This window comes from Paenibacillus sp. TAF43_2 (assembly GCF_052113545.1).
Lineage (GTDB): Bacteria > Bacillota > Bacilli > Paenibacillales > Paenibacillaceae > Pristimantibacillus.
On the sequence record NZ_JBFRDK010000195.1, the window covers coordinates 1 to 15,318 of the forward strand.

The window sequence follows — 15,318 nt, forward strand, 5'->3', positions numbered from 1 at the left end:
ATTCTGCTCTGTCCATTGTGCATTTTTGAGCTGTTTTTTAAGAGAAATACAGATGCCAGGCTATAAATAAGCAATGCCATCATACACTTGAACCAAAGATATGATCCAATTTGTATGTAAATCTGCAATGGATTCACACTTTCCCCATTCAGAGCAGTCAGTGCTGGAAATGTCCCGCCTACAAATGAATCAACCACTTCTATCCCACTATTAATCTCTAGGAATAGCTACTCCTATTATTTCTTGTGCTTCAGCTTTCTTTTAATGTGAACACCGGTTAAACCGATAATTTAAAAGCAGCCTCCCGTAAATATCATGCCTAGAAAATTAGTCAAAATTAAATCAGGATTGGGACCATTTCCTACTGGACCAACTTTAGGTTTATAAGCATCAAAATAATAAAAAACAGCCATTATTGTCATTATCGCACCTATAAATATATTAAATACTGATATCCATAGTTTATATTTTTCCGGTTGTGTAATGAGAAAATAAATATTTTGGATGATTACGTAAGCCAAGAATATCCCTTTGTAGATCACCTTTATATCACCTTTCCTCAAAATGTAATCGTACCTAATAAAACCTTTTATTAGTCACTATTGTTCGACTGTCTTGCCTGTTAGCTTAACGGGCTGCCGTAGAGTTATATATAAAGTTCAATGAATCCGCCCATCCAATATCCAGATGAGTGTGTTTTACAATACTATACTACCTATCCTGATCCTTTATCACCTGCTCAATCCCCTTCAGAATCAGCTGCATGCCGAATTCAAAAGCTCCGTCGGTCCCTATCAGATTGAATAGCCCATTTTTGTACATCCCTCGAAACACTCCCGCATCTGTCTCGGTCATGGAGTCCAAAAGACTGGTTATTTCTCCAGCACGAAGCCCTCCCTGCTCCTCAAGCATAGTAGATACAACGCGCTGATGCTGATAATTGTCCAGAACGAAGTAGAAGACATAGTTCACCAGCGTAAGAACGGCTTGTAATTTTTGCTCTTGCTTAAGTGGCGTCGATTCCATGCAGAGCAGCATTCGGTTGGTGAACCGGATCATGTCTGGTTCGTGGGGCAGCGTCAACATCATGAGCTGCGTGGAGCAGGGATATCGGCTGAGCACACTCCGTAAGGTTACCGCAAATTCCGCTAGCTGCTCCCTCCAATCCCCCTCAGAGTGAAACTCCTCCAAAATGATCTTCGATACTTGGTTGGCCAGGCGCTGGTAGAGATTCTGCTTGCTCTTGAAATACCAGTACAGAGAGGGAGCCTGAATGCCCAGACGATCGGCCAAGCGTCTCATGCTAAATTTCTCAATTCCGTCCTCTTCAAGAAGCTCCCATGAGGTTTCCAAAATCTTATCCTCCGAAATCTGAGGCTGCTTTTTTTTCATCGGTATCCGCCCTTTTATCTAACAGTGTAAGTTTATGCTTTACAGGTTCATAGGTTCATGATATCATCTAACACTGTAAGATACAAACTAACACTGTTAGATTGATGATCAAAATAAATAAAGAAAGAAGTGATTCACATGGATACAGAAAACCTCCATTATTTCGAAAAAGCACCCGTCTCAAAAGCTGTAGCTCACTTCGCTATACCGATGATGTTAGGCATGTCAATGAGTGTCATATACTCCATCTTGAATGCCTATTTCCTTGGTACTCTCCACAATACTGCCATGTTGACTGCACTCGCACTCACCTTGCCTTTATTCGCGGCGATTATGGCACTAGGCAACTTGATTGGCATTGGTAGCGGAGCCTTCATCTCTCGGTTGCTGGGTGAGAAAAAATATGATGATGTTAAGCATGTATCTTCATTTGCCTTTTACAGCAGTTTAGTTCTCGGTCTTATCGTGACGGCCGTTAGCCTCCCGTTGATTGATCCAATCGTCCATGGCCTGGGGGCAACGCCTGACTCCTTCGGATTTACAAAGGACTATGTCACGATAATGCTTATTGGTTCGCCAATCGTCGTATTATTTTTCACGCTGGAGAATATTGTGCGCTCGGAGGGGTCAGCTACCACGTCGATGATCGGTATGATTATCAGTGTTGTCGTAAATATTATTTTAGATGCGCTAGTCATCTTCGTTTTCCATTGGGACGTAATCGGCGTTGCGTCTGCTACAGTCATTTCTAATTTGGTTGCGAGCATGTACTACGCTTTTCATATAAGATATAAAAGCCAATTTTTGACCATTTCTATAAAATGGTTTAAGGCTACCAAGGACATTCTAAGCAATGTATTCAAAATCGGAGTTCCCGTTTTTGTTATGAGTATCTTCATGGGAGCAATGTCACTCATCTTTAACCATTTTCTTGTTGAATATGGGGAGCAAGCTATAGCGGGGTTCGGAATTTCATCGCGTTTGCTGCAATTTCCAGAGTTTATTCTGATGGGATTATGTGAGGGAGTTGTGCCGATGATTGCTTTCTCTTTTACAGCGAATAAATTACGCATGAAGCATACCATTACATTCACAATTAAAGTGGTTCTTGCGTTAGCAGTCGTGTTCGGAGTTATTGTCTATCTGATTTCCGACCATTTAATTGGTTTATTTACGAATGACCCGCAATTAATTGAAATGGGCAGCTACATTCTGCATGTGACGTTCTTATCCTTGTTCATTACAGGAATGACCTCGTTGTTTACGGGAATCTTCCAAGCAACAGCGCAAGGAACCGCCGCGTTTATTATGTCAATTATTCAAGGTGTTACTTTGATTCCTGTGTTGTTTATAGCTAATCGCTTGAATGGCTTTCATGGGGTGGTCTGGTCGCTTGTCATAGCGGATGCCGTCGCGTTCCTTGTTGGAGCCATCATGCTGTATGTCCTACGGAATAAATTGCAGCCGGATTTGGAAAGTTTAGTGCACTAGTAACGAATAATACTCATGAGGCAGGATAAGGGCACTCCCTGATCTTGCCTTTCTTCGGATCAAACCGTAAATTAAACCCAGTACCAATTCAGTACTGGGTCGCACTTCTTCAATTAAAACCGCTTTTTATAAACCCTCATTGCAAAGAAATAGGCTACAAGCAAAATCCCAACGCACCACGCAAGCGCAATCCATAATTCATTGCCCACCGGTTGGTTTGAAAGCAACGCGCGAATGGCTTCAACGATCGAGGTTACCGGTTGGTTTTCAGCAAAGGCACGAACAACCGAAGGCATTGATTCGGTCGGCACAAATGCCGAGCTAATAAACGGAAGGAAGATTATCGGGTAGGAAAAAGCGCTTGCCCCATCCACCGATTTTGCCAACAATCCTGCAATGGCAGCGACCCAGGTTAATGCCAGCGTAAACAGCATAAGTATGCCAGCTACTGCAAGCCAGTCTAGTATCCCAGCCGAAGAACGAAAACCCATAATCAACGCTACGAGAATGATAACGACAACCGAGATAGCATTGGATACCAGTGAGGTCAGCACATGCCCCCATAGTAAGGTAGAACGCGAAATCGGCATGGAATGAAACCGCTCGAAAATACCTCGCTGCACATCGGTAAACAGACGAAAAGCCGTGTAGGATATCCCGCTAGCTATCGCAATGAGCAGTATTCCGGGCAATAGATAATTGACATAGTTATCAGTACCGGTTTGAATTGCACCACCAAAAACATAGACGAACAGCAGCATCATCGCAATCGGAGTGATACAAACCGTAACGATGGTGTCCATACTGCGGGAAATATGGCGCATGGAACGTCCGAGCCTAACACCCAAATCGTTAAAAAAATGTTTTTTTACCGTTTCCATTTATGCTCCCTCCTTCTTGCCAATAATGGAGAGGAATATCTCTTCTAATGTCGGCTGCTTTTCAATATACTCCACTTTCGTTGATGGAAACATCTTTTTTAGCTCCAAAAGCGTGCCGCTGGCGATGATTTTACCCTTGTGCAGAATCGCAATTCGGTCAGCGAGCTGTTCCGCCTCTTCCAAATACTGCGTAGTTAGGAATACCGTAGTGCCGCTGTCTGCAAGCTCCTTCACGATCTTCCAAACCTCCATGCGAGCCTCGGGATCAAGGCCAGTGGTCGGCTCATCGAGGAAAATGACCCGCGGTTTCCCTACAAAGCTTAATGCGATGTCGAGCCTGCGGCGCATCCCACCTGAATAAGTAGATACCCTGCGGTTGGCGGCGTCTGTAAGGCCAAAACGTTTAAGCAAGTCGTCCGCAACTTGCCGCGGATTACTCAGGTATCGTAGTTTGGCAATCATGATTAGATTTTCTCGTCCGGTCATTAGTTCGTCCACGGCGGCAAATTGTCCGGTTAAACTAATCGCCTGCCTCACATGATCAGGATTGGACGCCACATCGAATCCCTCAACGAAAGGACGGCAAGCTCTTTGTAAGACTTTTGCAGACCTATAACTTGAATTGACTTGTTTTTCATGTTTATCCCCTCCTTATCGAACTGTAACTTTAGACAATTCGGCTCCCATACCTTTAAGCGCAGCATAGGTCAGCTTATCCATGACTGCGTCGTCAAAGCAGATGGTTTTGATGGAGCGGTAATACTTATTAGTCAAGGAAAAAAATGCTTGAAAAGAAACATTCTTGAGTGTAGCGCCCTTAAACGAAACTTCATTTATAGCAGACTTGTCAAACTTAACGCCGATAAAGGTTTGCCCGTCTAGACACAGCCCACTCAGGTCACAATATTTGAAGTCCACGCCGTCAAAGATACAACCTTCAAAGATTGTTTTTTTAAGGTCGATCTTGTTTAGCGTGACATCGGTCAGTTTTACGCCTGTGAATTTTGCTCCTTCCATCCCCGAAATGCTGAAGTTGGTGCGTACAAGGATCGATTTATTGAAGCTCGCATTGGAAAGATCATTGACAGATAGGGTACAGTCGGTCAGATTTGCGCCGTTAAAATTGGCTTCACGAATGTCGCTGCTCTTAAAGGTGCTTCCTGTCAAGTCTGCACCTGCAAAGTCAGAGCCGTGTAATGCACTTGATGTGAAATTTCCTTTATGCGCAATTACACCTGCAAAGTCACTCTTTGGCAAATTGCTCGCGTTAAAATTTGTCAGTACTTGCCTCTCCAGCGAGCGGGAGAGATTGGCGACTTCCAGTATCGTTTCCTCGATGTCGCCGATGCTCTCAATGGTCTTATTAAACGCTGTTTCATCGTCTTTGCCCTCAGCTATAAGTTCACGGTACCTCTCCTGTAAATCGGAGAGCAGGTCGGCTTTTAATTCGGTGACGCTTTTCACCCCATCGTATGGCGTAAAAACGTCGTTCAAATAATTCGTCAATTTCTGATTCATCACATCAAACCTCCTATAGTAAGTTTTCAAGCACGCGTTTTGCATACTCCCAGTTGCTATTGTTGCGGGCATATGTTTCCTTGCCCTTCTCGGTAATTCTAAAATATTTGCGCCGTCCGCCCTGTGATTCATCGCCCCAATACCACTCGATATCACCGTCTGTCTCAAGACGTCTGACACTGGAATACATGGTCGCTTCTTTTAGTTCATACTCACCGCCCGAGCGCTCCGCGATCAATTTGACAATTTCGTATCCGTAGCGATCAGCTTCGGATAATAGTCGCAATATCATCGTATCGGTATGTCCGCGCAGCAGGTCGGATGTAATTTTGTTCTCACTCATTTAATCACCCCGCAACTGTATAATACGACACACTACTATGACTGTCAAGGTACTGTTTTAATCAAATTACTTTCTCTGTGGTTACGGAAGCCTAGCCATATCGATTTTAGTTGTAAAATGAAAAATGAACCCAAGGCTCCCCTTGGGTTCACGCGGTTAGTTAACTTGTGTGTCTTTGCTGCATGTCATGTGACATGATATCCCCCACAACTTAACTGTGAGAAAGTACTCTATTTCAATTCATTCTCATTCAAGCCGGTGGAATACTTTGAGGATTGTTGAACACATTATTTGGATCATACTTAGCTTTTACTCTACGCAGCCTAGGAAAGTTTTTACCATAATAAACAGGACCAGAACATTTGATACCTTGGTCTGGTACATTGATATAGGAACCTACTATATATGGCTGCAGCTTATGCCTTGTGTTCCGTGCTAAGGCGATATTCTTTGCGGCATGAGATGGCTTAACCCATGAGCTGTTCCATTCGACATAAAATTGAGCCTTACGCCAGTAGAATGCTGTGGCTTTAGGTGCGATACGGCTTATGGCACCACCCCAGTTAAGGAAGAAGAAGCCGGCCGGAGTCCCTCCCTCGGCGTTTTCTAGAAACTCGCGCATAACTTTATAGGCCTTATCTGGAAAAGGACGTCTGCCGAAGCCGCTGGAAAACTGGTTGCTGAACTTTTGTGTCAGCACTGGATCGGGAGCTAACAAAAACTTTGTAGCTTCAATATATGGCAACAATCGGATGGTTTTTTTCGTAGGCGTCCCCACGCTTAGAATAGGCTCTAATTGACGCAGGGCTTCCGTTTTAGATCCRAGAAACAGACCGAGCATGCTAACATTTCCACCTTTTTTGGGACCGACACTTAATTCGCTGCCCAATCTGGTGCTGGCATTAGGAGCCCAGACTTGCCATTTCTTTACGACTTTTTCGAACTGCTCCCATGGCCACGTAACGCTGAAGACGGTAGCTTTGGCTGGAGCACGCAGTACTTTGAATTTGTATTTTGTGTATACGCCAAAGTTACCGCCTCCTCCACCGCGGGAAGCCCATAGGAGATCGGAATTGCGTTTTTTGTTTGCCCGGATTACTCTTCCCTTAGCGTCAACCATTTCTACTCCAATTAGATTGTCGCTAATGAGGCCAGTCGTCCTTTGGAGTGGACCAATCCCTCCACCTAGTGTAATTCCGCCGATACCAACCGAGGGACTATCACCAAACGGTGCGATAAATCCTTGCTGTRCCAGTTTGTTTACGACTCTTCCTACCCGATTGCCCGACTCAACCACAACAGTTCTGCATTTTTTATTTAATTTGATTTTCTTCATTTCGCTAACATCGATGACAATGCCTCCGTTAACTTGAGAAAGGTTGGTCTCCAAGGCGTGTCGTCCACTTCTCGGGCGAATGGGAACATTATTTTTGCGAGCCCATCTTATAGCGTTTGCAACATCCTGTGTTCTTTGGGCAAAAACAAAAACTTTTGGAAATCTGTCGGTATGAGGATCCCAATTCTTACGAGCCGCTTCATAACCAGGGTTTTCCTTGAAAATCACTCGCCCCGTAAGTTTTGTTATTGATTTCATGTATCCAACTCCTTTGTTCATTTCTCCCGCAATTTAGACAGTTGCCATGTATCGTATGATGGGTGTAACCGGTTGGTATAGACTACAGCTGATAAAGTATATATAAAGCAGATCTCGAATGATCATGGTTTTTATTATTTGTTATTTTACAAGTTGTTGCTGTTCTTGTTACTGTTCCAAACTAAAAACAGTGACAGTCATGGACCTATAAATAATGTCCTAGACTGTCACTGTTTGATTGAAAATACAAGAGTATCATTACGATGTTTTCTTGCACTTTATTATTAAAAAATGGATTGGAGGTGCATTTTTTGTGTTCTTATTTGGCTCGTCAATTTCTGAAATCTCTACCAGTCCATATTTTTCAAAATCCTGTTTTATGGAGTCAGCATCATAAAAATACATTTTCACGCCTTCCATTATCTCGAAATAGTCTTTATCCAATTGTTTACCCTTGCCAAACATCGGGGCTTTTTGTGAAACCGTTGTAAAAACCAAATATCCATTTGGCTTTAACTGATCATAACAATCTTGAATAAATTTTTCTCTCTCGCGATTATCCAATAAGTGAATAAGCGCATGGCTAAATATACCATCATAGAGCTTGTTATCAAAGGGCATATCCGTTACTGAGCCATGTAAAATAGTAATATCAAGCCCGTTTTCCTTCGCCAAATCAATCGCTGTTTTTGAAATTTCTATACCTGTCACCATTATTCCATTGTCAATAAAAACCTTTGCATTTCTGCCATAACCAATACCTGGAATCAGTATGTCCTTAACATTCTTTTCAAGGAAAAAGTCCTTTGTTGCGATTGCGGAGTCTGTAGGTTCAAATCCCCACATCGTTTGTTTTTCTATAAAACTTGACTCCCAAAATTCCGTCATATCTCTATCTCCTTAATGTCTTAAATGAAATGTTATCTTGATAGTCATTACAATATTTCGATATACCCTTCAGTTCCATGTACGCGTATTCGTTGTCCATCTTTTATTAATGTGGTAGCATTCTCCACCCCAACTACTGCTGGTAAGCCATACTCACGCGCGATAACTGCCCCATGAGTCATCAGCCCACCAACTTCGGTAACTAGCCCTTTAATGGATACAAACAAAGGTGTCCAGCCAGGGTCAGTAAAGGAAGTGACTAAAATATCTCCATCTTCTAAGTCAGCATCCTCCATACTTAAGATAACACGTGCTCGTCCCTCGATTACTCCAGAAGAAACAGGCAGACCGGCAATAGCGTCGGTTGGGAGATTTTCCCGTTCATACTTCCCTGTAATGATTTCGCCATCAGATGTAATAACACGTGGAGGAGTCAGTTTTTCATATCGTTTGTATTCGTCTTTTCGAATGTTGATGATCTGGTAATCCAATAGATTTGTGGCTACGACATCGCGAAATTCTTCAAAAGTAAGATAGTATACATCATCTTTTTCATGAATAATGCCCGCTTGTACGAGCTGTTCGGCTTCATTCAATAAAGCTTGCTTATATACGAAATATCGACTAATCATACCGTATTTTGGATATTCACGATACCCGCTGAAATTTTGGATTAAGCTGATCATTTGTTTGGTCTCTGCGGCTTTTTGATTACCATCCGGTAATTGTTTTAATCGGTCTAATAACTCTTGTTCTTTTTCCAAAGCTTCCTGTCGCCCTTGCTCGAATTTTCGATTGCCAGCATTAGGCTCAAAGTTTTTGATGTTGGCTAGAATCATCGAGACAAGTGTAATTGGTTTTTCACTCCAACGAGTTTTAGTCATATCGATTTCACCGGCACATCGCATCCCATATTTGTCGAGATAAGCAGAGATAGCGTCTTGAGTCTCCTTCCCACCGTTAAGCTTAACCAGATCATCCAAAAAGTTATCTTCTTTTACATGTTGCAAATAATCAATTACTTCTGGATAAGGACGAATCACATCAGCGACATCCATTAGCGCCAGACCCATTGTCGAAGTAATATTGTTTGGTACAGATTGCGAAAGCGTATCTGCTGCATTTTTTTCACCTAACCACTTGTTCATTTTTTCATTAATCCATGATGAAGCATCCATCCCAGTCATAATTACAGCCGAACTTTGTGGGTTAAATAGAATTTTCTTTAATTGCTGGATATCTTCTAAAATATAATCAAATAAATCTGATCCTGATTTCGTTTGGATGTTTTGTTTTAACTCTTCTATCGATATTTGACTACTTTTAATTAAATCAGAAACGATTGTCGGGTTATTTTCGATTTGTGCTTGAATATCGGAAAACGTCTTAGCTTTACWGCTTTTAATGGGACTGGGTACTTGTTTAACATCAGGAGTTGATTTTATAAAATCTTCTCGCTCTACGATAGTCATAAGCGCGTCTTTTATGAGGGGATCGGATTTTCCCAAGGCATCTATTACAATATTGCTACTGACAGGGGAAGCCAGGCTATGTGTGATATCAACAAACAATCTTCCACCAGCTGTTCGCATGGTTGCTGGGGTCGTTAACAGGTAGAAAGACAGTCCTAGCGGTTTCATGGGGTCGGTCATCATTTGTTGATGACCAACTGAAACATAGACATGATTTTCTTTATCATTTGCTTCAGGGATCGGGTACAACGTTGTGATTGGACGACTTTGTACAATATAAAATGTATCATGGGCCAAACACCATTCAATATCTTGTGGACAACCAAAATAAGCTTCGATCTGTCTTCCGATGAGTGCCAATCGTAAAATTTGTTGTTCAGTAAGTGTTTGTGTATCCTGTAGATTAGGATCAATTTGCTTTGTCTCTGTTCCTCCTTCTTTTAATCCATAGATAGCCACTTCTTTGGTTGCTATCCTTTTGTTGACGATTTCCCCTCCTTGTACGATATAACAATCGGCAGAAATTAGGCCAGAAACCAACGCTTCTCCAAGTCCAAAGCTGGCATCGATGGAGAGCAGCTTTCGGTTAGAGCTGATCGGATCAGCAGTAAATAAAATGCCCGAAGCCTGTGGGAAAACCATCCTTTGAACGATAACGGATAAATAAATTTGACTGTGGTCAAATCCATTTTGCATACGGTAGATTACCGCGCGATCCGTAAATAGAGATGCCCAACATTTACTGATATACTGAATGATTGCTTCTTTGCCGATGATATTTAAATAGGTGTCATGCTGTCCAGCAAAAGAAGCATGTGGTAAATCTTCAGCAGTCGCACTAGAACGTACGGCATAAGCATGTTCATCACCAAATTGTGAGAGATAGTGAGTAATTGCATTTACAACTTCAGAAGGGATTTCTACCTCCATAATGATTTGTCGAATCTTTCTGCTGATTTCACCAATCTGGTCTCGATCTACTATTTTTAACGTTGTCAGTTGATCCAACAATGCATGGTACGTTTCGTTATGCTCGAAGGCTCTTTGATAAACTTCAGTTGTAACGCAAAATCCCTCTGGTACTTGAATTTCTTCGATTTTTGATAATTCCCCTAAATTCAACCCTTTTCCTCCAACGAGTGAAAATTGCGTTTTTTCCATTTCCTGAAAACCGAGAACTAAAGTACTCATTCAATATCTCTCCTATCCAATAAATTGAGAAAAAGATTTGACAAGAGCTTATCAGCATGATACAATAAAATTGTAAGATGTAACATTTATGTTCACATTTATTTTGAAAGACGTGAAATGATTATATCATCGTGCTTGTTTATATGCAAATGTTTAGAACCTGATGAAATTATCCAGGTTCTTTTTTGATTCCCTCTAATCTAATTGCATTAAAAAAGCACAGTTCGTGCCGAACTCCGTCACTTCATATCACCTTCTAGTCCTAATAGGATATGAATTGTTCTCTTCCACTCTATCGATCCAATAATGAAAAAGTTACTGTAAAATTACCTATGATAGCACTCTTAAAGTTAAACTCCGTTAACAGGCAGCTATAAAATCACATACAAACAACCAAGTGTATTGCTTCCTATCAAAATCATTCTATGTTATGGAAAAAGCCTGTCATCTCAGAAAAGGCCATTTGTGCGGATTGTTCATTGTATTTGCTAGAATACGGGTCACTGAAGCCGTGTTGTCCGCTGAATTTATGGATTTCATTCGCATCGTTTTTTCTTAAAATCGAAATTAAATCATCTACATGAAACGACAATTCTTCTTGTGGGAAAAATAGTATCGTTGGACATTTAGGCAATAATTCCGTGTAGTTTCTAATGCGTGAACCATAGTATGCTGCTATCCCATCAACCTCTGGTTCCTCTGAACATAACCATGCAGTTGTTGCTCCTACGCTAAATCCGGCAAGAAAAACATCAAAACCATGATCCGCTAGTGATTGACAAATATGTTGCATATGACGGTTAATGCCATAGATTTCATGAATGACTATGATTAAAGTTTCAGAACCGTTAATTATGCTAATCATTATTTCAGCCGCCTTTGTTAATTGTTTTTGTTTTGAGTGTCAACATGTTGTTGAAGCTTCGAATAGTCATAAATATCAACGATAGCACCATGTTCAAAATGCTCTGTAAACAAAAACGCTATTATTTGTTGTGCGGTTTCTTCTGGTGTCGTCAGCATGCCGGCATCTTTGGCCATTCCGAATAGTTGTGCAGATGGGAAGGTTGCTTGGTCTTGAGTTCTTGTCCAATTCCTCTTGATGTGCCGGTTATTATAAAATAGTTCATAAATACACGCCTCCAATATTAAAGTTTTGAATTAGGAATTCAAAGATACCTTTCAATCAACTTCATCTAAATTAATATTTAATTCTATGGTCTTACTTTCACCATTAATCGAAAATATGGTTTGAGTGTAAAGAATTTGATCTTCAGGTGTAATATTAATCATTTTGTCCTTATCGAAACTGTATACTTCATTGTTAGCTAATGACTTTGAGATACCAACAAAACTATAAATAATATCTGGGCGATTAGATCGCTCTCCGACGACTGCTCCAGTCAAAGGGTCACCATGGATGATCCCAATTGAACTATCACCTGTATTCACCAATTCGGTGTGAATTTTAATTTTCGATGCTTCTTCTCTTTCCACTTTGACTCGAACTGTAATGGATTCGKACGAAACCTCCTTAATTATTGACTTGTCCTCTTTGCTTCGACATCCCATTACGAACAGAAGAAATATACATAATATGATAATAGGCTTCAAGTAGTTCAATCCTTTCTGCAAAAGCAAGAAATGAGACTCTATAAGACTCTTTTTAGAAAAACTTTAACCTTTATAAGGATATTTGGTCCTCCGCTATCTCATCCTGTAGCCTGAATATTATCAACTATAAACAAATTTGTAAATATTGGATCATTTAGTAAATCAGGCATTAATGTTTGGTTTTATTTCCGATTAAAATGATCATTTGAGCGATAGCTTATCAGCTAACAATATTGATACTTACTCGTATTTTTCTTATCTAGTTCAATTCCAACGCTCCATTACTGGGAACAAAAAGCCGCTTAGGATTCCGGGTACGCAGTAGAAGTAATTCCATTGTAATTTACCTACACAGAGGGAATAAATCATTGTGGAAATCATCAACCCGGTAAATGCGTGAGCAAGCATGGAMGAAAATAATCTCCTTTTTTTAATTCTGAATAACAGATCAATTAAATAAAAAGCAGGGCATAAGCACAAAAGAATTAATATCCACAGTGACAATATCAACAATAGGAGCACGTACACAAAGAACATCATATGGACCTCAATTAAGAAGCTCAGCGGATAAAAACACATAAGGATCAACGAAACAACCACTGCAACCCAGAAACTATTTAATGCAGCATCATGAACTCTCTCCAACGGTACTCCCCCTTCATCCCAATTGAAATTTTCAATATGAAAAATTTACTTTGTGTTATTTGTTAGCCTCATGAATTATTCTAATTCTTAAGGACAAGAAGCGAAAATTGCTAAAAAAGTGTTATTGTTTCCTGAATTATATCCCCATTCCCGTCGTAATGAATAGTTCTATCATTAATAGTACCCCGTCTTACTTCTTGCTCCACTACTTGTTAAGATAAAAAAATAAGCAGACCGCCGAAGCGCCTGCTCATCCACAATTATCATTGTTCTTAGCTTTCCGTTAGTTCAATAAGAATCGATTTTTTCCATTAAAGTTCTCCTCTTGTTCTACTTTTTACTTGTAAAAAATGTATCATTTCGAATCTTTGTCTTTATCTATGTTGTAACACAGAAAAAGCCAGGATAATCTCCTGACTTTATCATGGTCAATGTAAGTTCTAATCAAGTATCTATTCTTCTTCTTGATCAAGGAATGACTGGAGATCGTCAAGCTTGCTGGACCAGAAATGACGATATGACTCCAGCCACTTATCGACTTCTTGAAGCGGCTCTGGGCGTAAGGAATAGATGTTTTTTTGGGATACAGATCGTACCTCAACCAATCCAGCTTCTCGCAATACTCTTAGATGCTTAGAAACGCCCGGTTGACTCAATTGACACTTATCTACAAGTTCCCCAACTGATCGCTCGCGAATGCGCAATAGATCCAAGATAGACCGTCTGTGCGGTTCCGACAAAACTTCAAATATATTATTACTCATCACTTGGTCCTCTCCACTCGAATGCGCAACCGACAATGGATTTTAATTTGATTTGCTAATCGCTCCAAGAGCATCAGCATTGTCTTCCTTTACAACTCAATTCATTATCGAATCATATTTCTTGCGCAACTCTTTAAAAAGATCCGAAGGGAAGTCGACATGCTTTTCATGAAGAATCATATCAATCATGTCTAGATGCACATGCCAGCCTGCCAGAAAATCAGCAACTTCAGCGGGCTCGTAAAACGTATGAGTCAGGTGAAGATGGCATCCTTTATCATCGTCATGCAGCTCCCATCGAACCACTGATTCTCCTGAAGACTTCTCTATCCAAGTGTACTCGAGCTCATTTGGGGGATTGACCATAATGAACTTTCCATGTACCAGATCCCCATTCTCCCAACGAAATGTAATCTTTCCGTTAACGATCAGATCAAATTCAGCATGCGCAGTTAACCAATTGACAATCTGATTGGGACTAGTTATCGCTCTCCATACTTTTTCTATCGGATGATTCAGAAAACGCTCGAACCGAACTACACTTCTTCCTTCATATTGTAGAAGTTTACCGTCCATTCAATCCCCTCCAGTGTTATAATTACCATATTATATTTTATACATTACTATATGGTTATATAACTGTAAAGGAATTAATATTTCTCCATAATGTAGTTTCTCAAGAAGTCGTTGCAAAACTTTCCTTGAGGGTCGTTTTGAAGTAGTAATTGCCGAAAGTCAGGCAACTTCTCATATAATGATTGAAGATGGGCAGGCGGCGTGGCAAACAGCTTTGCCCAATGTGGGCGAGCATGGAAAGGCGCAATTTGTTCCTCGATCATCGGAAGGATTTGTCGGACCGCCTCCCAATCCGCCTTCCATGTAAAGTGAAAAGCAACGGATTCCTGCTTATAACAAGGACTCATCCACAAATTGTCTTCTGCAATCGTACGAACTTCTGACACATAAAGATGTGGCGATATGTAATCACGTATCCGGTCAATCGCACATAGTGCTTGATAAGCATCTTTGCGCGGCACAAAATATTCACTCTGTAGTTCCTCTCCGGCACTTGGCGTGAAATCCATGCGGAAGTGCGGTAGCCTTTCATGCCATGGCCCCGGAATACCAAGCTGCTCACTGCAATTCTCTGCAGAATAACCTGGCACTGGATGGCGTGGTACACTTGCGAGCTTGGCGCCAAAAAATTCAGATTCCACTTCAGCGTGTTCAAGATCTGGTAACTTACGCTTTTGCCAGACTTGATTGAATGTAGACGTTTTCCAATCCGTAAAAAGACTRACACTATAAGCGCTAGAGAATATTTCGTCAAAATGGTCATTAAGTTGATCTAAAGGCAAATGATCAAATACATATTGACTCATCTGGAATGTGGGGATTATATCTAGAGTAACTTTCGTAATAACCCCGAGCCCTCCTAGCCCCACTACCGCCCCAGCAAAAAGCCCATCTTCTTGATCACGGGAGAATACGACCTTATTCCCATCCGCTTTGACAACTTCCATGG

General features: G+C 41.0%; 16 protein-coding genes and 1 pseudogene. 1 reads left to right on the forward strand and 16 read right to left on the reverse strand.

Annotated features, from left to right (window positions below):
- The 3 genes from AB4Z17_RS28125 to AB4Z17_RS28135 form a co-directional block, all read right to left on the reverse strand.
- On the reverse strand, positions 1-197 hold a 197-nt coding region (locus AB4Z17_RS28125; protein ID WP_441963480.1), incomplete at its 3' end, for a hypothetical protein.
- A gap of 93 nt (positions 198-290) precedes the next feature.
- The gene (locus tag AB4Z17_RS28130; protein ID WP_441963482.1) at positions 291-521 is read right to left on the reverse strand and encodes a hypothetical protein; all 231 of its coding nucleotides are present in this window, start codon (positions 519-521) and stop codon (positions 291-293) included.
- A 190-nt stretch (positions 522-711) separates the two neighbouring features.
- Positions 712-1,392, reverse strand: coding sequence for a TetR/AcrR family transcriptional regulator (locus tag AB4Z17_RS28135; protein ID WP_441963483.1), 681 nt, complete (start codon positions 1,390-1,392; stop codon positions 712-714).
- 138 nt (positions 1,393-1,530) lie between these two features.
- Between AB4Z17_RS28135 and AB4Z17_RS28140 the strand changes: the two genes are divergently transcribed.
- Positions 1,531-2,883 carry an MATE family efflux transporter gene (locus AB4Z17_RS28140; protein ID WP_441963484.1) on the forward strand — a complete coding sequence of 451 codons (1,353 nt, stop codon included), beginning with the start codon at positions 1,531-1,533 and terminating at the stop codon, positions 2,881-2,883.
- Positions 2,884-2,996: 113 nt separating this feature from the next.
- On the opposite strand, the gene AB4Z17_RS28145 is transcribed toward AB4Z17_RS28140, so the two are convergent.
- The 13 genes and pseudogenes from AB4Z17_RS28145 to AB4Z17_RS28205 all read right to left on the reverse strand — a co-directional run.
- The gene (locus AB4Z17_RS28145; protein ID WP_441963486.1) at positions 2,997-3,764 is read right to left on the reverse strand and encodes an ABC transporter permease; all 768 of its coding nucleotides are present in this window, start codon (positions 3,762-3,764) and stop codon (positions 2,997-2,999) included.
- A pseudogene (locus AB4Z17_RS28150) lies at positions 3,765-4,337 on the reverse strand (ABC transporter ATP-binding protein); the annotation flags it as partial.
- Positions 4,338-4,415: 78 nt separating this feature from the next.
- Positions 4,416-5,282 carry a pentapeptide repeat-containing protein gene (locus tag AB4Z17_RS28155; RefSeq protein ID WP_441963488.1) on the reverse strand — a complete coding sequence of 289 codons (867 nt, stop codon included), beginning with the start codon at positions 5,280-5,282 and terminating at the stop codon, positions 4,416-4,418.
- Between the two features lie 13 nt (positions 5,283-5,295).
- A complete protein-coding gene (locus AB4Z17_RS28160; protein WP_076266038.1) occupies positions 5,296-5,625 on the reverse strand; it encodes a PadR family transcriptional regulator in 330 nt (109 codons plus the stop codon).
- A 250-nt stretch (positions 5,626-5,875) separates the two neighbouring features.
- A complete protein-coding gene (locus AB4Z17_RS28165; protein ID WP_441963490.1) occupies positions 5,876-7,219 on the reverse strand; it encodes an FAD-binding oxidoreductase in 1,344 nt (447 codons plus the stop codon).
- Between the two features lie 258 nt (positions 7,220-7,477).
- Entirely contained in the window at positions 7,478-8,107 is a 630-nt protein-coding gene (locus AB4Z17_RS28170) for a class I SAM-dependent methyltransferase (RefSeq protein WP_441963492.1), read from the reverse strand.
- Between the two features lie 47 nt (positions 8,108-8,154).
- On the reverse strand, positions 8,155-10,770 hold the full coding sequence (gene ppsA, locus AB4Z17_RS28175; RefSeq protein WP_441963494.1) for a phosphoenolpyruvate synthase: 2,616 nt from the start codon (positions 10,768-10,770) through the stop codon (positions 8,155-8,157).
- Positions 10,771-11,188: 418 nt separating this feature from the next.
- Positions 11,189-11,635: a dienelactone hydrolase family protein gene (locus tag AB4Z17_RS28180; RefSeq protein WP_441963496.1), complete on the reverse strand. Its 447-nt coding sequence runs from the start codon at positions 11,633-11,635 to the stop codon at positions 11,189-11,191.
- A gap of 17 nt (positions 11,636-11,652) precedes the next feature.
- Positions 11,653-11,811, reverse strand: a complete 159-nt coding sequence (locus AB4Z17_RS28185; protein ID WP_441963498.1) for a hypothetical protein — start codon at positions 11,809-11,811, stop codon at positions 11,653-11,655.
- Between the two features lie 141 nt (positions 11,812-11,952).
- A complete protein-coding gene (locus AB4Z17_RS28190) occupies positions 11,953-12,267 on the reverse strand; it encodes a hypothetical protein (protein ID WP_441963500.1) in 315 nt (104 codons plus the stop codon).
- A 1,214-nt stretch (positions 12,268-13,481) separates the two neighbouring features.
- Positions 13,482-13,793, reverse strand: coding sequence for an ArsR/SmtB family transcription factor (locus tag AB4Z17_RS28195; protein ID WP_441963501.1), 312 nt, complete (start codon positions 13,791-13,793; stop codon positions 13,482-13,484).
- A gap of 96 nt (positions 13,794-13,889) precedes the next feature.
- On the reverse strand, positions 13,890-14,369 hold the full coding sequence (locus AB4Z17_RS28200) for an SRPBCC family protein (RefSeq protein ID WP_441963503.1): 480 nt from the start codon (positions 14,367-14,369) through the stop codon (positions 13,890-13,892).
- A gap of 74 nt (positions 14,370-14,443) precedes the next feature.
- The coding region (locus AB4Z17_RS28205; RefSeq protein WP_441963505.1) for a D-arabinono-1,4-lactone oxidase at positions 14,444-15,318 on the reverse strand (875 nt) is incomplete at its 5' end.